This window comes from Marinobacterium sp. MBR-111 (assembly GCF_040547585.1).
Classification (GTDB): domain Bacteria; phylum Pseudomonadota; class Gammaproteobacteria; order Pseudomonadales; family Balneatricaceae; genus Marinobacterium; species Marinobacterium iners.
This window is the reverse complement of the sequence record NZ_JBEPQA010000007.1, coordinates 134577-153883: the sequence shown is the minus strand read 5'-3', so window position 1 is coordinate 153883 and position 19307 is coordinate 134577. Positions and strand designations below refer to the sequence as shown.

Sequence of the window (19307 nt, the reverse complement as noted above, 5' to 3'; positions counted from 1 at the left end):
GTATTCGACTCGGGAGATCACCATGAAGTCACGCGCCGCCGTTGCCTGGGAAGCGGGCAAACCCCTCACCATCGAAGAAGTGGACGTTCAGGGCCCCAAGGCCGGTGAAGTGCTGGTACGCATCGTTGCCACCGGCGTTTGCCATACGGATGCCTTTACACTCTCGGGTGCGGACCCTGAAGGGATCTTCCCATCGATTCTGGGCCATGAAGGTGCCGGTGTGGTGGAAGAAGTGGGCCCGGGCGTCACCACGCTGAAGCCGGGGGATCACGTTATTCCGCTCTATACTGCCGAGTGCGGCAAGTGCAAGTTCTGCCTCTCCGGCAAGACCAACCTGTGTCAGGCAGTACGCGCCACTCAGGGCCAGGGCCTGATGCCGGATGGCACCAGCCGTTTCTCCATCGGCGGCAAAACGCTGTTCCATTACATGGGTACATCCACCTTTTCCGAGTACACCGTGGTACCGGAGATTTCATTGGCGAAAATCCATGTCGATGCGCCACTGGAGAAAGTCTGTCTGCTGGGTTGCGGCATTACTACCGGTATTGGTGCAGTGCTGAACACAGCGAAGGTTGAACCGGGCTCCACCGTCGCGATCTTTGGTTTGGGCGGCATCGGTTTGTCCTGCATCCAGGGCGCCCGCATGGCCAATGCGGCGCGCATCATCGCCATCGACGTTAACGAAGACAAGTTCGAGATGGCACGCCAGTTCGGTGCCACCGACTGCGTCAACCCGAAAGACTTCTCCGATCCGATCCAGCAGGTGATCGTCGACATGACCGACGGCGGCGTGGACTACTCCTTCGAGTGTATCGGTAACGTTCAGGTTATGCGTTCTGCACTGGAGTGCTGCCACAAGGGTTGGGGTGAATCCATCATCATCGGTGTTGCCGGTGCCGGTGAAGAGATTTCCACCCGTCCGTTCCAGCTGGTGACCGGTCGCGTCTGGAAAGGCTCCGCCTTCGGTGGCGTCAAGGGCCGCAGCCAGCTGCCGGGCTACGTTGAGGACTACATGAACGGCAAGATCGAGATCGATCCGTTCATCACCCACACCATGGGTCTGGAGGACATCAACAAGGCGTTTGACCTGATGCACGAAGGCAAGAGCATCCGCTCGGTGATTCTGTTCGATCAGTAATCAAGGAGGGTCCCATGACTCAAGCAGCCCCCGAGCTGGTCGCCAGCAACAAATGCTTTGACGGTTGGCTCAAGCGCTACAAACACAGTTCGACGACGACCGGCACGGAGATGGTGTTTGCCATCTACCTGCCACCGCAGGCACAAACGCAGCCGGTACCGGTACTGTACTGGCTGTCGGGCCTGACCTGTACGGATGAGAACTTCATGCAGAAGGCCGGTGCCCAACGCGTTGCCGCCGAACTGGGCGTCGCCATTGTTGCGCCGGATACCAGTCCGCGTGGCACCGACCTGCCCGGCGAGCATGACAGCTACGATTTCGGCTCCGGTGCCGGTTTTTATGTGAATGCGACCGAGGCGCCCTGGTCTGCTCACTATCGCATGTACGATTATGTGACCGACGAGCTGCCGGCGCTGATCGAACAGCATTTCCCAGTAACCCAAAAACGCGCCATCAGTGGTCACTCCATGGGCGGTCACGGTGCGCTGATCTGTGCTTTGAAGAATCCGGGCCGATATGTATCGGTATCGGCTTTCGCGCCGATCAGTAATCCGACCAACTGCCCGTGGGGCGAAAAGGCGTTTTCAGGCTATCTGGGCACTGATCGCGAGGCATGGAAAGCCTGGGACAGCTGTGAACTGATAGCAACCGCGAAAGAACGGCTGCCGATTCTGGTGGATCAGGGCGAGGCGGATGATTTCCTGCAGGAACAGCTCAAGCCGGAAGCGCTGAAAGCAGCCTATGCGTCGGCGGGACATCCGCTGGAGCTGCGCATGCGCCCCGGTTATGACCACAGCTACTTCTTCATCGCCAGCTTTATCGAAGACCACCTGCGCCATCATGCCCGGGCGTTGAAACAGACCTGAGGATCGGCATAAAAAAACGCCGACTGCACAGGCATGTCGGCGTTTTTTACTACTTTGACGCTTAGAGCGCGGCCAGAACGGTCTCGGCGCTGCTCTTGTCGATGCCCTTCTCGTCCACGTTCAGCAGTTCTACCTTACCGTCGTTGACGATCATGGCATAGCGCTGGCTGCGCTTGCCGAACTGGATGCCGGACAGGTCCTGATCCAGGCCCATCGCAGAGGCAAATTCACCGATGCCGTCGGCCAGCATGATAATTTCGTCGGCGTTCTGATCCTTGCCCCAGGCGTCCATTACGAACACGTCGTTGACCGCGGTGCAGATGATGCTGTCCACGCCCTTGGCCTTGATCTCGTCAGCCTTGACCACAAAGCCCGGCAGGTGGGTCATGGAGCAACCCGGAGTAAAGGCGCCCGGTACCGCAAACAGTACCACTTTCTTGCCGGCGAAGAGGTCAGCGGTCTGAACCGCTTCCGGCCCTTCCTTGCCCATCACGCGCAGTTCTACATTGGGAATAGTGTCACCGATCTGGATGCTCATATGGTCTCTCCACAGCGTTATTGTTGACTGATTTACTCGGGATTGTAGCAGATCCTATTCATCAAGATAGTCAATCCAGCCACGCAGCAGACCGATAAAATCCTCCAGCCCCGACTCGCAGGCTTCATCGGCCAGACCAAAGCCTCCTTCCAGCTCATCCAGATCGCCTTCAGCCTGGAGCCAGACGCGTGCGCTTTCACTGTCCAGCTGCAGACTCAACTCTTGCCCATGCCAATCAAACTGCCCACGACGATCACTCAGCAGGGTTTCGGCTCGCTGCAGGATGCGTTCGGCTTCGCCCCGGTTATCACCCAGCGCCTCGCTCAGCCAGCGACCAAACAGCGCCTGTTCCATCTCGACGATCGCTTCGGGCTGATCGTAGAGGTCTCGTCTGAATTCGTATTCCATCGCGTTGTCTCACTCATGCATCCACTCGCGCCAGACGCGCGTAAGATGGAAATAGTACACCACCTGAACCGGGACCGGATGTCCCAGGAGATCCCATGACCGACATCCACAGCAAACTCCGCCGTGCTGCAGCAGTGCCCAGCAGCCGTTTTTCACGCATGGCCAGCCTGACCGGCCTGGCCGGGCGGGTGGCCGGCAATCTGGTTACCGAAGGCAGCAAGCAGTGGATGCAGGGCCGACGACCGGCGCTGTCCGAGCTGCTGCTCAGCCGCAAGAACCTGGAGCAGGTCGCCGATAAGCTGGCACGGATGCGCGGGGCGGCGATGAAGCTTGGCCAACTGATCTCCATGGACTCAGGGGCGCTGTTGCCACCGGAACTGGCAGCGGTACTGGAGCGACTGCGTGATGATGCGGTGATCATGCCCGCGGCTCAGCTGGTCGGCGTACTGGAAAGCAACTGGGGCAGCGACTGGGATCAGCGCTTGGCGCAGTTCAGTTTTGATCCGGTGGCCGCCGCCTCCATCGGGCAGGTACATAAGGGCCGCACCCATGGCGGACGCGAGCTGGCGATCAAGATTCAGTATCCAGGTGTACGTCGCAGCATCGACAGCGATATCGACAATGTTGTTTCCCTGCTGCGCCTCAGCGGTCTGCTGCCGCGGGAATTGGACATCGACCCGCTGGTGGCTGAAGCCAAGCAGCAGCTGCGGCTGGAGACGGATTATCTGCACGAGCAGCAACAGCTGCTGGCCTACGATGCGGCGCTGCTGGGCTTTCGTCATTATGATGCCCTGGCACTGCCCGGCGTCGACACCGAGTTATCCACAGAACAGATCCTGTGCATGGATTTCATCGAGGGGGTCAGTCTGAAACAGGCAGCCGCTGAACAGCCTGCGCTCAAGGATCATATCCCCGCCCTGCTGCTGGAGCTGTTCTTCTGCGAGCTGTTTCAACTGCACTGCGTGCAGACCGATCCCAACCCGGCCAACTACCAGTACAACCTGCAGCAGGACCGGCTGGTATTGCTGGATTTTGGCGCCGTGCGCCGTTTCTCGATCGACTTTGTACTGCAGTATCACCATGCCATCTGTGCCGCCACCGATCGTAACCAGACGGAACTGGCGCAGGCACTGGAAACGCTAGGCTTTTTCAGTCAGCGTCATGATGCCGCCAACCGCCAGGTTGTGCTGGACATTTTCATGGAAGCCACTGAACCGCTGCGCACGCCGGGGGCCTATGATTTTGGCAACTCAGATCTGGCCCAGCGGATTCATCAGCGCGGCATGGCGATCAGCAGCGACCCGGACGCCTGGCATACACCACCGGCAGATGTGCTGTTTCTGCACCGCAAGATGGGCGGGCTGTTCATGCTCGCCTCCCAGCTCGGTGCCAACGTCGATGTGCATGTCATCTTCAATCGCTATCGGGAGCTTTCATGAGCCTGTTGAGTTCGTTCGATTCCCCCATCACTGCTGTACTGATCGGTGCCAGCGGCGGCATTGGCCAGGCGGTGCTGGCACAGCTGCTGGACGAACCTCGGGTCAGCCGGGTATACGCTTTCGCTCGCCGGATTCCCGAGCCACTGAAGCAACAGGCGGAACGCAATCCGGATCGGCTCAGCCTGCACCCCATCGACTTGAGTCAGGAAGGCTCCATCATCGCCTGTGCCGAACAGCTCAAGGACGTAACCCCAAATCTGGTATTGATCACCTCGGGGCTTTTGCATTCAGAGGAGAGTCTGCCGGAGAAAAGCTGGCGCAACCTGGAGAGTGACTACTTCCAGCAGCAGATGCAGATCAATGCGTTGGCACCGGCCTTGCTGGCCAAACATCTGATCCCACTGCTGCCGAAGGATCAACGAGCAGTATTTGCGGCGCTGTCGGCACGGGTAGGCAGTATCGGAGACAACCGGCTCGGTGGCTGGTACAGCTACCGAGCCAGCAAGGCGGCGTTAAATATGCTACTGCGCTGTACCGCTATTGAAGCCAAACGGCGCTGGCCCAAACTGGTGGTGGCGGGGTTGCATCCAGGCACTGTGGATACACCGCTGTCAGAACCGTTCCAGGCCCGTGTACCGGAAGGAAAATTGTTTACGCCCGAGTTTTCGGCCCGCTCACTGCTGCAGGTGATCGATGGCCTGACACCAATGGATTCAGGCAATGTGTATGCTTGGGACGGTCAGCTGATTCAGCCCTGATGCGGTAGCGGGGACCTCAACCTTCGTCTGAAACCGGCTTCCAGCGGATGGTGACATCGCGAACACCCCAGTCGAGCGCGGCCCCAACATCCTCGCCCATGTAAATGTCGATCTTGCGCTCCCAACGGGGGTGCATCTTATCCAGTACCCGGTAGGTGCCCGGCAGGCCTTCGATCTGTACCTGCATGTTGTAATCCAGGCCTTCTTCCAGCAGATCACGTGACACGGCAATCGCTTTCATTCCCGGTTTCAAGCGATCACCCCAGGCGGCAATCGCCGGGTTCCCCACCGTTTGCTCAGGTACCGAGTTATAAGCGGACGCCCTGACATCAAGTGCATGCTGCTCAGGTGCCGACTCGGCACAGCCCGAGAGCAGCAACCCACCGGCGAAGAGCAGACACTTGTATGAAGAAGATGGCATTTATCACCCTGATCGAATCTTTTGCGTGACTTTACCACTAACCGGGGGTATATAGCATCATCTATGTTATGGAGGATACCCCTGTGTATTCACCGCCCGAACTTGATCTCGACCTGACCCAAAGCCTCTACGATAAGATCGCTGACGCACTGGTTGAGCAGGGCTATATCATTCTGCCCTCTGCCTTGCCTGAATCACTTGGCCATGCGCTGCGTCAGCACCTGCAGGCAATGGATGACGAGCAGTTTCGTCGCGCCGGTATCGGTCGTGAACAGGATCACCAGCTGCACGGCGAGATCCGCCGTGATCAGATCCGTTGGCTGAGCCATCAGTCACTGATCGAGGCACAGTATCTGCGGTGGATGAACGATTTGCGTGAAGGGCTGAACCGGCGGCTATTCATGGGGCTGTTCGATTATGAGGCTCACTTCGCCCACTATCCTGAAGGCGCGTTCTACAAACGGCACCTGGATGCCTTCCGTGGCCAAACCAACCGCGTGCTGACAACGGTGTTTTACCTCAACCCTGACTGGCAACCTGAGCTTGGGGGCGAACTGTTGATCTGGCCGACCCACGACAGCGAAGAGGTGGTCGAAAGGGTGGTGCCCCAGATGGGCACACTGGTTCTTTTCCTCAGCGAGCGTTTTCCGCATGAAGTGCTGCCGGCACGTGCCGATCGCTACAGCATCGCCGGCTGGTTCCGGGTCAATACCAGCATCAACAACCAGATCGACCCGCCCCACTGAGCCCTACAACAGTTTAAGCGGCGGCTGTTGCAACGCGCTCAGCTGTTCGCGCAACTGCAGGATATGCTCACCCCAGTAGCGTTCGGTGTTGAACCAGGTGAAGTTGTGCGGAAAAGCCGGGTCTTCCCAGCGCCGGGCAAGCCAGGCACTGTAATGCATCATTCTCAGTGTGCGCAGTGCCTCTACCAGATGCAGCTCACGCGGATCAAAATCAGCGAACTCACTGTATCCCGCGATCACCTCGGCCAGCTGCAGCTGTTGCTGCACGCGGTCATCGCCGGTCAGCAGCATCCACAGGTCCTGAATCGCCGGGGCCATGCGCGCATCATCAAAATCGACAAAGTTGGGCGTATCATCACGCCAGAGAATGTTGCCGCCATGACAGTCGCCATGCGCGCGAATCAGCTTCACCTCACCGGCGGCGGCAAAGCAGGCCTCGATCCCGTCGAGCAGATCGGCGCAGAGACTGGTGTACGCCTCACGCAGTGAAGACGGAATAAAGCCTTCACTGATCAATGCCACACTGTCACGACCGTAGGTCTGGATATCCAGCGCCGGACGGTGCACGAAGGGGCGCACAGCTCCGACCAGGTGGATTCGCCCCAGAGTCTGCCCCAGCTGATACAAATGGTCGGGGTCATCCAGCTCCGGTGCGCGCCCACCTCGGCGCTTGAACAGGGAGAACCGATAATCCTTGAAATGGAACAGGCTTTCACCGGCACTGTTGGTCAAGGGTGCTACCACCGGAAGCTCCTGCTCAACCAGCTCAAAACAGAACTGATGTTCTTCCAGGATCTGTTCATCACTCCAGCGCAAGGGGCGGTAAAACTTGGCGATCAGTGGTTCACTTTCTTCTATACCCACTTGATAGACACGGTTCTCGTAGCTGTTCAGTGCCAGAATACGGCCATCACTGAGGTAGCCCATCGACTCCACCGCATCAATCACAGTATCGGGCGTCAACTGGTAGAACGGTTGGAGATTTTCTTGCTGCATGAGTCACCCCGAGTCAGATAGAACGGCATTCCAGTATCATCATTTGCCACTTAGGAATCGCTAGGATGACTTGGTATGCAAAGATAAACCACCTTGATTTATTGTGAACCTGCTCTTTTACCAGGAAAGATCAGGTTCTGTAATTGCAGGAAATGCCATATGTCACATCAGTCCAACGGCACTGAAGGTATAACCGAATGGGAAGGTGTACAATAATGGACCTCAACTTAAAACAGGGAGATAGTTATGAAAGCAGCATCCATTCTGCTGTTGGCAGCGGGAATTGGCACCATGAGCAACGTTACCGGCGTTCAGGCGTCTTCTCTTGTTGAGGCCTCCGACCCGGAGAAGATCGTTCAACTGGCCCGAGGCTTCGGTTCCGCCACTTTGGGAACAGATGACTATGGTGACCCGCTTATTACGGGCCGGATTGACAGTAACAAATATGGTATCTATTTCTACAATTGCGAAGACAACAAAGACTGTGAAAACATCGTATTTTCCGCTGCCTGGGCTGACCAGCCTGTATCCTTGCAGAGAATCAATGAGTGGAACGAGACACAGCTTTTTGGCACGGCTTACCTGGACGAAGACGGCGACCCGAACATCGACATGCCCGTTAATTTGAAATATGGCGTCAGCAGCAGCAACTTCGATGACACTATCGACTGGTGGATGCTGACCATGAAGGAATTCGAAAAGTACATCCAGGACAACTGACCCACTATAGCTGACGCTGACTCATCCAGGAATGAGTCAGCGTCAGGCTTCGGATACAGGTGTCAGGTCCTGCTGCATCTCCTGCAGAATCCAGTCACGAAACGCCTGCATGCCATAGGTGAGCTGGCGCTTCTCCTGATAGACCAGATAGAACGCCCTCGGCTTGTCCAGCGTGATATCAAACGGCACCACCAGCTGTCCCGCTTCCAGTTCGCGCTGCACCAGCGCCCGGTCAGCCAGTGATACACCTATCCCTTCAATGGCCGCCGACACGGCCAGTGCGGTACTGGAGAAAGACATGGTTCGGGTTGATGTGTTGGCTCTGACGCCCAGCTGCTGCAGAATCTGCTGCCATTCCTGCCTCCGTCCACTGACGTGAATAAGCGTTCGCTTGAGCAGATCTTCAGGACTGTTCAGCCCCTCTGCCAACTTGGGGCTGCACACCGGCGTCGAGACCAGATAGCGCAGAAAATGGATATCCACCCCCCGCCAGTTGCCTTCGCCGTAATACACCGCCATATCGGTATCGGAGTGTTCGAAATCGATAAAGCCAGTGGTGGAACTGAAGCGCAGCTCCACGTCCGGGTACTGCTCCTGAAACCGGGTAATGCGCGGCACCAGCCAGCGGGTCAAAAACGCAGGCGCTACGCTGATGTTGACCGCACTCAGGTTCGGTGATGTCATCAAACGCCGCGTTGCACTTTCAATTTCATCCAGCGCCAGCTGTACGGAAGGAAGGTAGCGCTCGCCGGCCGCGGTCAGACTGACCTTGCGTTTCTCGCGCCGAAACAGCTTCAAGCCCAAAAATTCTTCAAGCAACTTGATCTGATGACTGATCGCAGACGGGGTCACGAACAGTTCCTCTGCAGCTTCGTTGAAGCTCAGGTTTCGCGCGGCAGACTCGAAACTGCGCAGGGCGTTGAGCGGTGGCAGACGGCGGATGGTGGCGCTCCTCTTATAGTTTAGTTTTTTTCAACTATAGCCTGAAAAACAATCTTTTGTGGCAATGCAGCATAGACCTTAGTATAACGCCTGAAAATTAACCCCCATTTGAGGAGCTCTACTCGAAAATGTCCGACTTCAATCGCATGGTAATGACACAAAATGGAATGGTAGACGTGGATTACTATGTTGAACAAGCTCGCCGTGAGCGTGCTGAATTCATCATGCAGGGAATCGCGTCACTGTACCGCCGCGTTGCTCGCCTGTTGAAACCGCGTCGTCCGCTGGCAGGTGCCACCGCGCTGGTTAACTGAGACAGAGTAGACTGTGGAGCGGGTCACAATCCCGCTCCTGCATTCACTTCAGCGACATCCAGTTCCTGAATCGCGGCTTTCAGCGCTGCAAAACAGTCGGCATCGATTGCCGTGTGCAAGTTCTCCGCCATCATCTCCAGTGCCTGTGCTACCGGAATGGCTCCTCGATAGGGGCGTTCAGCCGTAATGGCATCGAAGATGTCTGCGGTTGTGATAATCCGGGTTTCCCGCGTGATCTGTTCTGCCTTGAGCTGTTTGGGATATCCCTTGCCATCCAGCCGTTCATGGTGAGCGCCAGCCACCTGTGCCAATTCGCTGAATACGCCAATACGCGACAGAATCTCTTCCGTAAAGCGGGCATGATTCTGTACCTGTTGCCATTCATCCGCATCCAGCTTGCCAGGTTTATCGAGAATGCTGTTGCTCACACCCAGCTTACCGATATCGTGCAGCAGTGCACCACGTCGAAGCCAGCGGCGCCGTTGCGGCTCAATACCCAACTGCTCGGCTATCAGATCGGTATAGAGCGCCACTCGCTCGCTGTGACCGGCGGTGTAGGGACTTTTGGCATCCACTACCTGACCAAAGGCTGCAGCCACTCGGTCCAGGTAGTCTTCATTCACCTCAATTTCATGTCCTGCCGGCGACAGAGCCAGCACGCGTTCAGGCAGCTCTGGGCTGGCCAGCATCGACCAGAAGTCAGCCGACTCTGCTGCCTGCTCAAGGGCTTTCACCAATGCCGGATCAAACCAGTGGCCGCTGCGCGCTCGCGCCTCATCCAGTGCTGCATCAGGCCCGGCCGCGGCATGGAACACCTCCACCACCTGCGCCAGTAGCGCCACGCGTGAATACAACGGAATGGCCTCACCGGACCGCTGTTCAGGCTGACCTGTTCCGCTCCAGTGTTCATCCAATGAATGAATACCGGCCGCTACCGACTCACTGAAACCCAGATCACGCGCAATGGACGCACCCCGTTCGCAGCGGGTCGCAATCAGCTCAGTGGCAATGGATTCACCGTTGCGGGCAATATTCAACAGCCGCTTGAAACGTTCGGCAACACCGGCATCACGCCCGGTATGCTGCAGCAGAAACCTGATCACCTGCGTCAGGCTACCGTTAACCCATTTAAAGTCACGCTTGAAGCCAAGATCATCCGTGCCATATAGCTGACAGATACGCGCGGCATTGCTGCTGCAGCCCAAGTCTTTCAGTAAAAGCGTGTAATACAGCTCCCAGCGTGCAGCGTCATCCAGGCCCAGCTGATCCGCCAGATGCATACCAATCCAGCAACAGCGCATGCAATGCCCCGGTGGTTGCCCCTCGGTCATGTCCAGCGCATGCGACAATGCACTGATCAGCTCTGACAGTTTCATGCCGGTGGTACCGGCCAGATTCCAGCGTTCCATTCACCGCTCCAGCAACATGTCTGGTACTCAGTATACGCACAGAGCAGCGGGTTGAGTCACCCTGCCCGCAACTCGGCCCGCGTCCACTGACGCCAGCGAGCATTCACCCAAAGCGACAACAGGATAACCGCGCCACCGATCAGCAAACGCGGGATGTCCGCATCCCGATTCCAGATCACGAGGTTGACGACCAGCCCGGCCGGCACCAGTGCATTATTCATGATGCCCAGCGTACCGGCATCCACCTGAGTCGCACCCTTGTTCCAGAAGAAGAACCCCAGCCCTGAGGCCACCAGCCCAAGCCAACTCAACACTGTCCAGTGTGTTGTCGTCTGAGGCAGACGTTCCATGTTACCCAGCATCAGAAAGGCGGGCAGTACCAGTGCAAACGCTCCGATAAAGAAAAAGCCAAACACCTGCCAGAGATTTTGCCCATCAGGATAATAGTGCCGCACCAAATGAGCATAGCCGACCTGACCCGCCGCAAAGGCAAGATTGGCCAACTGCAGAATCAGAAAACCGGTAATAAACGCCTCGCTGACACCATCGTAGCGGATAATTGCCGCGCCCAGCACAGCGACCAGCGTCGAGATAATGGGCCCGAAGCTGAAACGACGTTTCAGTGCGTTATCCACCAGTGCCACATAGAGCGGCGTGAAAATGGTGAACAGCAGCACCTCCGGCACACTGAGATATTCAAACGAGAGATACAGACAGGTATAGGTCAGCCCGAATTGCAGCGCCCCAACCAGCGTGACACCGACCATAAACCCGGGTGTAAAACGGGCAGGACGCAGCAGCGGGATAAATATCATCCCCGCCAGCACAATGCGAGTCAGGACTGAAAAGTAACTGTCCACCTGACCGGCGAGATACTCACCGATCAGGCTGAAAGACACCGCCCACAGCAGCGTGACGGCAATCAGGTAGTTCATTCATATGCTCCAGCATGATGGCATTACGCCGCAAGCATACTGGATTTTATCCCTTGAGCAGACCTGCTTGGTAGCAAGCGGTTCAACTTTGCGAGCGCGGCTGCATTACCAGCTCGGCCCATGACTGGGTCGATGTCAGATCCGGCCCTGTCACCTTGCCGGCCTCTTCCACTGCGCTGCTCTGTGTCTGCACACGCTGCGGGGCATGTGGATTGATTACATGCGGCACCTCTTCAGTATTGAACATGACCAGCCGAGGCGGACCACTCATCAAAAGGGGCTGCAGGACCTGAGGTAAGCCGGCAAAAGTCAGTATAACTGTCAGGATCATAATTAGACGCAGCATGGACGTTCTCCTTGAATCGTTTCTGAACAAGCAACATCAAAAGCTGTGCCATATTAATCAAAGCCATTTAATATCAATTGGTTACAAAAAAAATCAAGCGAAGATCATAAGCGTTCGGGGTTTGGCAGAAGGCAATACTGCCAAAAGTGTCGCAGAATACTTGACATATTGTGACGTAAAGAACCTATTTATTTAAAATCAATGACTTATGTCGTATCTTTTTAGCAACACACATTTACCCAACGTCCAGAAAGACAAAACCCGGCCTGAGCCGGGTTCTGGGGTATCGCATGTGCGCTTCGATCAGTTGATCTTTGCGTCCAGTTCTCCGCGCTCGTAACGCTCGGACATATGCTCCAGCGAGATCGCCTTGATCTTGCTGGCATGACCGGCGGTACCGAAGGCTTCGTAACGGGCGACACAGATCTCGGTCATCGCCTGCATGGTGGCCTTGAGGAATTTGCGCGGGTCGAACTCGGCCGGGTTTTCGGCCAGGAAGCGACGCACGGCACCGGTAGACGCCAGACGCAGGTCGGTGTCGATGTTGACCTTGCGCACACCGTACTTGATGCCTTCAACGATCTGCTCCACCGGTACACCGTAGGTTTCCGGAATCTCGCCACCGAACTGGTTGATCACCGCCAGCCATTCCTGAGGAACGGAGGAGGAACCGTGCATCACCAAGTGGGTAGTGGGGATACGTTCGTGGATCGCACGGATGCGGTCAATTGCCAGAATATCGCCTGTCGGCGGCTTGGTGAACTTGTAGGCACCGTGGGAGGTACCGCATGCGATCGCCAGCGCATCCACGTTGGTGGCCTTGACGAAGTCGGCGGCTTCATCCGGATCGGTCAGCATCTGGTCGTGGGTCAGGATACCCTCAGCGCCAATACCGTCCTCTTCACCGGCCTGTCCGGTTTCCAGCGAGCCCAGGCAGCCCAGTTCGCCTTCAACGGAGACACCACAGGCGTGCGCCATCTCAACAGTACGACGGGTGACGTCGACGTTGTAGGCATAATCGGTCGGGGTCTTGCCGTCTTCGCCCAGAGAGCCGTCCATCATGACTGAGGAGAAGCCCATGGCGATGGAACGCTGGCAGACTGCCGGGCTGGTACCGTGGTCCTGGTGCATGCACACCGGCACGTCCGGGAACTCTTCGATCGCCGCCAGAATCATGTGGCGCAGGAAGTTGGAACCGGCGTACTTGCGCGCACCGGCAGAGGCCTGAACGATCACCGGCGAGTCGGTCTTGGCCGCCGCTTCCATGATCGCACGCATCTGCTCCAGGTTGTTGACGTTGAACGCCGGAATGCCGTAGCCATATTCGGCGGCATGGTCCAGCAGCTGACGCATGGAGATCAAAGCCATGGTTTCACCCTTTGAATTGGTTCATCAAAAAATCTTATTTGGCTGCACGCTGTTCCAGCATGGCAACCGCCGGCAGTACCTTGCCTTCCACAAACTCCAGGAAGGCACCACCGCCAGTGGAGATGTAAGAGATCTTATCAGCGATGTCGTATTTATCCACCGCAGCCAGCGTGTCGCCACCACCAGCGATGGAGAAACCGGCGCTGTTAGCGATCGCCAGTGACAATGCCTTGGTGCCTTCGCCGAACTGATCGAACTCGAACACGCCGACCGGTCCGTTCCAGATAATGGTGCCGGCGCTGGTCAGCAGAGCAGCCAGGTTCTTGGCAGATTCGGGGCCAATGTCCAGAATCATTTCGTCGTCGGCTACGTCGTCAGCGGACTTGATCACCGCTTCAGCGGTCTCGGCAAATTCCTTGGCAACAACGACATCAACCGGCAGCGGGATGTTGACTTTTTCCATCAGCGCCTTGGCCGCCGGAATCAGATCATGTTCGCACAGGGACTTGCCCACCGGCTTACCAGCTGCCGCGAGGAAGGTGTTGGCGATACCGCCACCGACGATCAACTGATCGCACTTCTCGGACAATGCATTCAGCACTTCCAGCTTGGTGGACACCTTGGAGCCACCAACGATGGCAGCCATCGGACGAGCCGGGTTGTCCAGCGCCTTGGCCAGCGCATCCAGTTCATTGGCCAGCAGCGGACCTGCGCAGGCGATGGGAGCGAATTTGCCAACACCATGGGTCGAGGCCTGAGCGCGGTGGGCAGTACCGAAAGCATCCATCACGTAGACATCACACAGTGCCGCCATCTTTTTCGACAGCTCTTCGTTGTCCTTTTTCTCGCCCGGATTGAAGCGTACGTTTTCCAGCAGGACCAGTTCACCTTCACCCACTTCAAAGCCGCCGTCCAGCCAGTCCTTGACCAGCGGTACCGGACGCTGCAGCAATTTGCTGATATGTTCGGCCACCGGCGCCAGCGAGTACTTTTCTTCGTATTCGCCTTCGGTGGGGCGGCCCAAATGGGACATTACCATCACTTTGGCACCGGCTTTCAGTGCCACTTCGATGGTGGGCAGAGAAGCACGGATACGGGCGTCGGAGGTCACTTGACCATCCTTGACCGGAACATTGAGATCTTCACGGATCAGCACGCGCTTGCCGGCCAGATCCAGATCAGTCATCTTCAAAACGCTCATCAGAGGGATTCCTGTTTCTTGTTAGTTCAGTCAATCAGTCCTTGAGCTGCAGCCAGTACCGGGAGAGATCCAGCATCCGGTTGGCAAACGCCCATTCATTGTCAAACCAGCACAACAGCTTCAGCAGTCGGCCACAGGACACCCGCGTTTGGGTACCGTCAACCACCGCCGAACGGGGATCCGTATTGAAATCCACCGACGCATGCGGCTCTTCGGTATAGCCCAACAGCCCGGCCAGTTCATTGTCGGCCGCTGCGCGCAGCATGGCGTTGATCTGTTGCGGGTTGGTATCCTGCTGCAGGTTCACCGACAGGTCCATTAGCGAAACGTTGATGGTCGGCACCCGCACGTGCAGACACTCGAAGCGCCCGGCCAGATGCGGCAACAGACGATCAATTCCACGGCTCAAGCCGGTATCCACGGGGATAATCGACTGCATGGCACTGCGCGCCAGCCGCAGGTCACTGCGGTGATAGCTGTCGATCACCGGCTGATCATTCATCGCCGAGTGGATGGTAGTCGTCACCCCACTTTCGATGCCGAAGTGGCGATCCAGCAGATCCAGCACCGGCACCACACAGTTGGTGGTGCATGAGGCCGCCGAGGCGATGCGGTGTTCTGCCTTGAGGCTGGACTCGTTAAAGCCAAATACCACTGTGGCATCGATATCCGCCTGCGCCGGGTGCGAATACAGCAACCGCTTGGCACCGCTGGCCAGATGACGCTCGGCATCGGCTCGAGTGCGAAAGGCGCCGGAACATTCCAGCACCAGGTCCACATCCAGCTCGCCCCAGGGAATCTGCTCGGGCTCTGCCAGGCTGAATACCCGGATACGGTCACCGTTGATCAGCAGGGCTTCGCCATCGTTTTCGACAGAACAGGGAAAGCGCCCATGAGTGGTGTCATAACGGGTCAGGTAGGTGAGCGTGTCCAGATCCGACAGCTCATTGATCGCCACCACCTGCAACTGGTGCTGCAGGCCGCGTTGATAGACCGCCCTGAGCACGCCCTGGCCGATACGGCCATAGCCGTTGATCGCGATTCTGTAGCTCATCCGGCGCTCATGCTGACCAGAACTGCAACAACATGCCGCCGGGCGCACAGAGTGCCCGGCAGTACGTTTTGCAGCGGTTTACAGCAGGCCTTCAACAGTGCTGACCACATTCTCGACGGTGAAGCCGAAGTGCTTGAACAGGTCGCCGGCCGGGGCGGATTCGCCGAAGCTGCGCATGCCGACGATGGCGCCGTTCAGGCCCACGTACTTGTACCAGAAATCGGCGTGAGCCGCTTCCACGGCAACGCGAGCGGTAACGGCGGCGGGAAGTACCTGCTCCTTGTACGCCGCATCCTGCTTGTCAAAACGCTCGGTACAGGGCATGGAAACTACACGGACCTGCTTGCCCTTGGCGCTCAGTGCATCGGCTGCGTCCATGGCCAGACCGACCTCGGAGCCGGTGGCGATCAGGATCGCATCCGGAGTACCGGCGCAGTCACGCAGGATGTAGCCACCGCGTTCAATGGCGTCGATCTGAGCCGCATCGCGGTTCTGGTGCGGCAGGTTCTGACGCGAGAAAATCAGCGCGCTGGGGCCGTCGGTGCGCTGCACGGAAGACTTCCACGACACGGCGGATTCCACCGCGTCACAGGGACGCCAGGTTTCCATGTTCGGGGTCAGACGCAGGTTGGCGATCTGCTCGATCGGCTGATGCGTCGGGCCATCTTCGCCCAGACCGATGGAGTCATGGGTGTAGACGAACAGCACACGCTGTTTCATCAGGGCGGCCATGCGCACCGCGTTGCGGGCGTACTCCATGAATACCAGGAAGGTGGCGCCGTAGGGAATGAAACCTCCGTGCAGGGCAATACCGTTCATGATCGCGCTCATGCCGAATTCGCGCACACCGTAGTGGATGTAGTTGCCGTTGGCATCATTGCGGCTCAGGCCCTTGGAGCCGGACCAAAGCGTCAGGTTGGAACCGGCCAAATCGGCAGAGCCGCCCATAAATTCCGGCAGCATCGGACCGAAGGCTTCGATGGCATTCTGCGAGGCCTTGCGCGAGGCGATGGTGTCGCCCTTCTCGGCCACCTGGGCGATCCAGGCATCCGCCTTTTCAGCGAAGTCGGCCGGCAGGTCGCCGGACAGACGGCGCAGCAGTTCTTCGGCCAGTTCCGGGTACGCGGTCTGATAGGCGCTCAGTCGCTCATTCCAGTCATTTTCGGCGTTGGAGCCAGCTTCACGCGCATCCCAAAGCTCATACAGCTCTTCGGGGATTTCAAATTCAGGATGTGCCCACTGCAACGCGTCACGCGCCAGCATGATCTCATCATGGCCCAGAGGCGCACCGTGGCACTCTTCCTTGCCCTGCTTGTTGGGCGAACCGAAACCGATGATAGTCTTGCAGCAGATTAGGGTCGGCTGCTCGGTGTTTTCACGAGCATTCTCGATGGCAGCACGAATCTGGTCGCTGTCGTGACCATCGATGTCACGGATCACTTGCCAGCCGTAGGCTTCGAAACGTGCCGGAGTATCGTCAGTGAACCAGCCTTCCACTTCGCCGTCGATGGAGATGCCGTTGTCATCCCAGAACGCGATCAGTTTGCCCAGACCCAAAGTACCGGCCAGAGCACAGGCTTCGTGAGAGACCCCTTCCATCAGGCAGCCATCGCCCATAAAGGTGTAAGTGTAATGGTCGATGATGTCGTGACCGTCACGGTTGAACTGGGCCGCCAGCGCTTTTTCGGCAATCGCCATGCCCACGGCGTTGGTGACACCCTGACCCAGCGGACCGGTGGTGGTTTCAACACCCGGGCAGTAGCCGTATTCCGGATGACCGGCAGTCTTGCTGTGCAGCTGGCGGAAGTTCTTCAGATCATCGATGCTGACATCGTAGCCGGTCAGGTGCAGCAGCGAGTAGATCAGCATGGAGCCATGGCCGTTGGACAGCACGAAGCGGTCACGGTCATACCAGTGCGGGTTGCCGGGGTTGTGCTTCATGAAGTCGTTCCACAACACTTCGGCGATATCCGCCATGCCCATGGGGGCACCCGGGTGACCGGATTTTGCTTTCTGTACGGCGTCCATGCTCAATGCGCGAATGGCATTGGCAAGTTCTCGGCGAGAGGACATCAATCTACTCCTGGGGCTGGACCCAACCTTGAGGTTTACGGAATCGGAATATAAAGGCGCAATTTTCGCCCAGATAGCGACCAGCTTCAAATCCATTTGTGCAAATGGAGTGTTTTTCATGCAGTCATCGCAAAATTTTCAGCCAAAATCGAACCAGATGTTATGCACAAGCCCGGCGCTGACGTTAAAATGTGCGGTTTATTCAACCCAAACCGTATCAGCCCGGCATCGCCCCGGCTGCTCCTAACCACTGCGTGAGGATTATTACCGGAAATGAGCGAATATAGCCTGTTCACCTCCGAGTCCGTGTCTGAAGGGCACCCGGACAAAATTGCCGACCAGATCTCCGATGCCGTCCTGGACGCCATCATCGCGGAAGACAAGTATGCCCGTGTTGCCTGTGAAACCATGGTCAAGACCGGTGTGGCGATCGTCTCCGGCGAAATCAGCACTTCGGCCTGGATCGACCTGGAAGATCTGGTACGCGGCGTGATCTGTGATATCGGCTACACCTCTTCTGACGTGGGTTACGATGGTGAAACCTGCGGCGTGATCAACATCATCGGCAAGCAGTCCGTCGATATCGCCCAGGGCGTTGACCGCAGCCGCCCGGAAGATCAGGGTGCCGGTGACCAGGGCCTGATGTTCGGTTACGCCTCCAACGAAACCGACGTACTGATGCCCGCACCGATCACTTTCTCTCACCGCCTGGTGGAACGTCAGGCCGAAGCGCGCAAATCTGGCCTGCTGCCATGGCTGCGTCCCGACGCCAAGTCTCAGGTGACCTGCCGCTACGAAAACGGCCAGCCGGTCGCAATTGATGCAGTGGTACTGTCGACTCAGCACAACCCGGACGTATCCCAGGCCGACCTGCAGGAAGCGGTGCAGGAGCTGATCATCAAGCATGTGCTGCCGGCCGAATTGCTGCACAAGGGCACCCAGTACCACATCAACCCTACCGGCAAGTTCGTCATCGGCGGCCCGGTGGGCGACTGTGGTCTGACTGGCCGCAAGATCATCGTCGATACCTACGGCGGCATGGCCCGTCACGGTGGCGGCGCCTTCTCCGGCAAGGACCCGTCCAAGGTGGACCGTTCCGCCGCCTACGCCGGTCGTTACGTGGCCAAGAACATCGTTGCCGCCGGCCTGGCTGACCGCATCGAGATTCAGGTCTCCTACGCCATCGGCGTGGCCGAGCCGACTTCCGTGTCCATCAACACCTTCGGCACCGGCAAGATCAGCGATGACAAGATCATCGAACTGGTACGCGAGCACTTCGATCTACGTCCGTACGCAATCACCCGCATGCTCGACCTGCTGCACCCGATGTACCGCCAGACCGCGGCCTACGGCCACTTCGGTCGCGACCCCTTCGAGATGACCGTGGGTAACGATACCTTCACGGCCTTCCCGTGGGAGATGACCGACAAGGCTGACGCTTTGCGTGCGGCGGCTGGTCTGTAAGTTCGATCGACTCCAAGGCGGTGAGGCCAAGTCTGGCTGACCGTCTGCCGCCAGGACGGCGGCAGCCGAGCCCCCATGGATGGGTTCACGGCGTGTCAGACAGGCTTGGCCTCACCGACCCGAAGAGTCTTTTGCCGAGATAGCCTTTCGGCCTTCCCACCACAACTGGCA

20 protein-coding genes are annotated in these 19307 nt (G+C 57.7%); 8 read left to right on the top strand and 12 right to left on the bottom strand.

What is annotated here, in order from left to right:
- Nucleotides 1-22 precede the first annotated feature (22 nt).
- Together ABIE61_RS07495 and fghA are read left to right on the top strand one after the other, a co-directional pair.
- A complete protein-coding gene (locus tag ABIE61_RS07495; RefSeq protein ID WP_206837262.1) occupies nt 23-1138 on the top strand; it encodes an S-(hydroxymethyl)glutathione dehydrogenase/class III alcohol dehydrogenase in 1116 nt (371 codons plus the stop codon).
- A 14-nt stretch (nt 1139-1152) separates the two neighbouring features.
- Complete coding sequence (gene fghA, locus ABIE61_RS07490) at nt 1153-2004, top strand: S-formylglutathione hydrolase (RefSeq protein WP_354408104.1); 852 nt, start codon at nt 1153-1155, stop codon at nt 2002-2004.
- Nucleotides 2005-2065: 61 nt separating this feature from the next.
- Here fghA and ABIE61_RS07485 read toward each other — a convergent pair whose 3' ends face one another.
- Nucleotides 2066-2542, bottom strand: a complete 477-nt coding sequence (locus ABIE61_RS07485) for a peroxiredoxin (protein WP_354408103.1) — start codon at nt 2540-2542, stop codon at nt 2066-2068.
- Between the two features lie 54 nt (nt 2543-2596).
- The gene (locus ABIE61_RS07480) at nt 2597-2950 is read right to left on the bottom strand and encodes a YacL family protein (RefSeq protein ID WP_206837272.1); all 354 of its coding nucleotides are present in this window, start codon (nt 2948-2950) and stop codon (nt 2597-2599) included.
- A 95-nt stretch (nt 2951-3045) separates the two neighbouring features.
- Here ABIE61_RS07480 and ABIE61_RS07475 point away from each other — a divergent pair, with 95 nt between their 5' ends.
- Nucleotides 3046-4389 carry an ABC1 kinase family protein gene (locus ABIE61_RS07475; protein WP_354408100.1) on the top strand — a complete coding sequence of 448 codons (1344 nt, stop codon included), beginning with the start codon at nt 3046-3048 and terminating at the stop codon, nt 4387-4389.
- The gene (locus ABIE61_RS07470) at nt 4386-5147 is read left to right on the top strand and encodes an SDR family NAD(P)-dependent oxidoreductase (protein WP_206837277.1); all 762 of its coding nucleotides are present in this window, start codon (nt 4386-4388) and stop codon (nt 5145-5147) included. The genes ABIE61_RS07475 and ABIE61_RS07470 overlap by 4 nt, the downstream gene beginning before the upstream one ends.
- 16 nt (nt 5148-5163) lie before the next feature.
- Here ABIE61_RS07470 and ABIE61_RS07465 read toward each other — a convergent pair whose 3' ends face one another.
- Nucleotides 5164-5568, bottom strand: a complete 405-nt coding sequence (locus tag ABIE61_RS07465; protein WP_091825864.1) for a 3D domain-containing protein — start codon at nt 5566-5568, stop codon at nt 5164-5166.
- A gap of 83 nt (nt 5569-5651) precedes the next feature.
- On the opposite strand from ABIE61_RS07465, the gene ABIE61_RS07460 reads away from it, so the two are divergent.
- Complete coding sequence (locus tag ABIE61_RS07460) at nt 5652-6314, top strand: 2OG-Fe(II) oxygenase (RefSeq protein WP_354408097.1); 663 nt, start codon at nt 5652-5654, stop codon at nt 6312-6314.
- Between the two features lie 3 nt (nt 6315-6317).
- Here ABIE61_RS07460 and ABIE61_RS07455 read toward each other — a convergent pair whose 3' ends face one another.
- Nucleotides 6318-7310 (bottom strand): serine/threonine protein kinase, encoded by a 993-nt coding sequence (locus ABIE61_RS07455; protein WP_354408095.1) that lies wholly within the window; start codon nt 7308-7310, stop codon nt 6318-6320.
- A 246-nt stretch (nt 7311-7556) separates the two neighbouring features.
- On the opposite strand from ABIE61_RS07455, the gene ABIE61_RS07450 reads away from it, so the two are divergent.
- Nucleotides 7557-8030, top strand: a complete 474-nt coding sequence (locus ABIE61_RS07450) for a YbjN domain-containing protein (protein ID WP_206837287.1) — start codon at nt 7557-7559, stop codon at nt 8028-8030.
- 42 nt (nt 8031-8072) lie between these two features.
- Here ABIE61_RS07450 and gcvA read toward each other — a convergent pair whose 3' ends face one another.
- Nucleotides 8073-8963 (bottom strand): transcriptional regulator GcvA, encoded by an 891-nt coding sequence (gcvA, locus tag ABIE61_RS07445; protein WP_354408187.1) that lies wholly within the window; start codon nt 8961-8963, stop codon nt 8073-8075.
- A 137-nt stretch (nt 8964-9100) separates the two neighbouring features.
- Here gcvA and ABIE61_RS07440 point away from each other — a divergent pair, with 137 nt between their 5' ends.
- Nucleotides 9101-9286 (top strand): RSP_7527 family protein, encoded by a 186-nt coding sequence (locus ABIE61_RS07440; RefSeq protein WP_091825876.1) that lies wholly within the window; start codon nt 9101-9103, stop codon nt 9284-9286.
- A 23-nt stretch (nt 9287-9309) separates the two neighbouring features.
- Here ABIE61_RS07440 and ABIE61_RS07435 read toward each other — a convergent pair whose 3' ends face one another.
- The 7 genes from ABIE61_RS07435 to tkt form a co-directional block, all read right to left on the bottom strand.
- Nucleotides 9310-10695, bottom strand: a complete 1386-nt coding sequence (locus ABIE61_RS07435; protein ID WP_354408091.1) for an HD-GYP domain-containing protein — start codon at nt 10693-10695, stop codon at nt 9310-9312.
- 56 nt (nt 10696-10751) lie between these two features.
- Nucleotides 10752-11630 carry an EamA family transporter gene (locus tag ABIE61_RS07430; RefSeq protein ID WP_206837292.1) on the bottom strand — a complete coding sequence of 293 codons (879 nt, stop codon included), beginning with the start codon at nt 11628-11630 and terminating at the stop codon, nt 10752-10754.
- An 82-nt stretch (nt 11631-11712) separates the two neighbouring features.
- Entirely contained in the window at nt 11713-11976 is a 264-nt protein-coding gene (locus tag ABIE61_RS07425) for a hypothetical protein (protein WP_206837295.1), read from the bottom strand.
- Nucleotides 11977-12279: 303 nt separating this feature from the next.
- On the bottom strand, nt 12280-13344 hold the full coding sequence (gene fba, locus ABIE61_RS07420; RefSeq protein ID WP_091825889.1) for a class II fructose-bisphosphate aldolase: 1065 nt from the start codon (nt 13342-13344) through the stop codon (nt 12280-12282).
- A gap of 34 nt (nt 13345-13378) precedes the next feature.
- Nucleotides 13379-14545 carry a phosphoglycerate kinase gene (locus tag ABIE61_RS07415; protein ID WP_206837298.1) on the bottom strand — a complete coding sequence of 389 codons (1167 nt, stop codon included), beginning with the start codon at nt 14543-14545 and terminating at the stop codon, nt 13379-13381.
- A gap of 34 nt (nt 14546-14579) precedes the next feature.
- Nucleotides 14580-15599: a type I glyceraldehyde-3-phosphate dehydrogenase gene (locus tag ABIE61_RS07410; protein WP_354408087.1), complete on the bottom strand. Its 1020-nt coding sequence runs from the start codon at nt 15597-15599 to the stop codon at nt 14580-14582.
- Between the two features lie 78 nt (nt 15600-15677).
- Nucleotides 15678-17672, bottom strand: coding sequence for a transketolase (gene tkt / locus ABIE61_RS07405; protein ID WP_354408084.1), 1995 nt, complete (start codon nt 17670-17672; stop codon nt 15678-15680).
- A gap of 273 nt (nt 17673-17945) precedes the next feature.
- Between tkt and metK the strand changes: the two genes are divergently transcribed.
- Nucleotides 17946-19136, top strand: coding sequence for a methionine adenosyltransferase (gene metK / locus ABIE61_RS07400; RefSeq protein ID WP_206837307.1), 1191 nt, complete (start codon nt 17946-17948; stop codon nt 19134-19136).
- Nucleotides 19137-19307 lie beyond the last annotated feature (171 nt).

What these genes read in the sequence shown, in the direction of transcription:
- ABIE61_RS07495 (WP_206837262.1), top strand. Translation starts at nt 23, where the DNA reads ATGAAGTCACGCGCCGCCGTTGCCTGGGAAGCGGGCAAACCCCTCACC.
- fghA (WP_354408104.1), top strand. Translation starts at nt 1,153, where the DNA reads ATGACTCAAGCAGCCCCCGAGCTGGTCGCCAGCAACAAATGCTTTGAC.
- ABIE61_RS07485 (WP_354408103.1), bottom strand. Translation starts at nt 2,542, where the DNA reads ATGAGCATCCAGATCGGTGACACTATTCCCAATGTAGAACTGCGCGTG.
- ABIE61_RS07480 (WP_206837272.1), bottom strand. Translation starts at nt 2,950, where the DNA reads ATGGAATACGAATTCAGACGAGACCTCTACGATCAGCCCGAAGCGATC.
- ABIE61_RS07475 (WP_354408100.1), top strand. Translation starts at nt 3,046, where the DNA reads ATGACCGACATCCACAGCAAACTCCGCCGTGCTGCAGCAGTGCCCAGC.
- ABIE61_RS07470 (WP_206837277.1), top strand. Translation starts at nt 4,386, where the DNA reads ATGAGCCTGTTGAGTTCGTTCGATTCCCCCATCACTGCTGTACTGATC.
- ABIE61_RS07465 (WP_091825864.1), bottom strand. Translation starts at nt 5,568, where the DNA reads ATGCCATCTTCTTCATACAAGTGTCTGCTCTTCGCCGGTGGGTTGCTG.
- ABIE61_RS07455 (WP_354408095.1), bottom strand. Translation starts at nt 7,310, where the DNA reads ATGCAGCAAGAAAATCTCCAACCGTTCTACCAGTTGACGCCCGATACT.
- ABIE61_RS07450 (WP_206837287.1), top strand. Translation starts at nt 7,557, where the DNA reads ATGAAAGCAGCATCCATTCTGCTGTTGGCAGCGGGAATTGGCACCATG.
- ABIE61_RS07440 (WP_091825876.1), top strand. Translation starts at nt 9,101, where the DNA reads ATGTCCGACTTCAATCGCATGGTAATGACACAAAATGGAATGGTAGAC.
- ABIE61_RS07435 (WP_354408091.1), bottom strand. Translation starts at nt 10,695, where the DNA reads ATGGAACGCTGGAATCTGGCCGGTACCACCGGCATGAAACTGTCAGAG.
- ABIE61_RS07430 (WP_206837292.1), bottom strand. Translation starts at nt 11,630, where the DNA reads ATGAACTACCTGATTGCCGTCACGCTGCTGTGGGCGGTGTCTTTCAGC.
- ABIE61_RS07425 (WP_206837295.1), bottom strand. Translation starts at nt 11,976, where the DNA reads ATGCTGCGTCTAATTATGATCCTGACAGTTATACTGACTTTTGCCGGC.
- fba (WP_091825889.1), bottom strand. Translation starts at nt 13,344, where the DNA reads ATGGCTTTGATCTCCATGCGTCAGCTGCTGGACCATGCCGCCGAATAT.
- ABIE61_RS07415 (WP_206837298.1), bottom strand. Translation starts at nt 14,545, where the DNA reads ATGAGCGTTTTGAAGATGACTGATCTGGATCTGGCCGGCAAGCGCGTG.
- ABIE61_RS07410 (WP_354408087.1), bottom strand. Translation starts at nt 15,599, where the DNA reads ATGAGCTACAGAATCGCGATCAACGGCTATGGCCGTATCGGCCAGGGC.
- tkt (WP_354408084.1), bottom strand. Translation starts at nt 17,672, where the DNA reads ATGTCCTCTCGCCGAGAACTTGCCAATGCCATTCGCGCATTGAGCATG.
- metK (WP_206837307.1), top strand. Translation starts at nt 17,946, where the DNA reads ATGAGCGAATATAGCCTGTTCACCTCCGAGTCCGTGTCTGAAGGGCAC.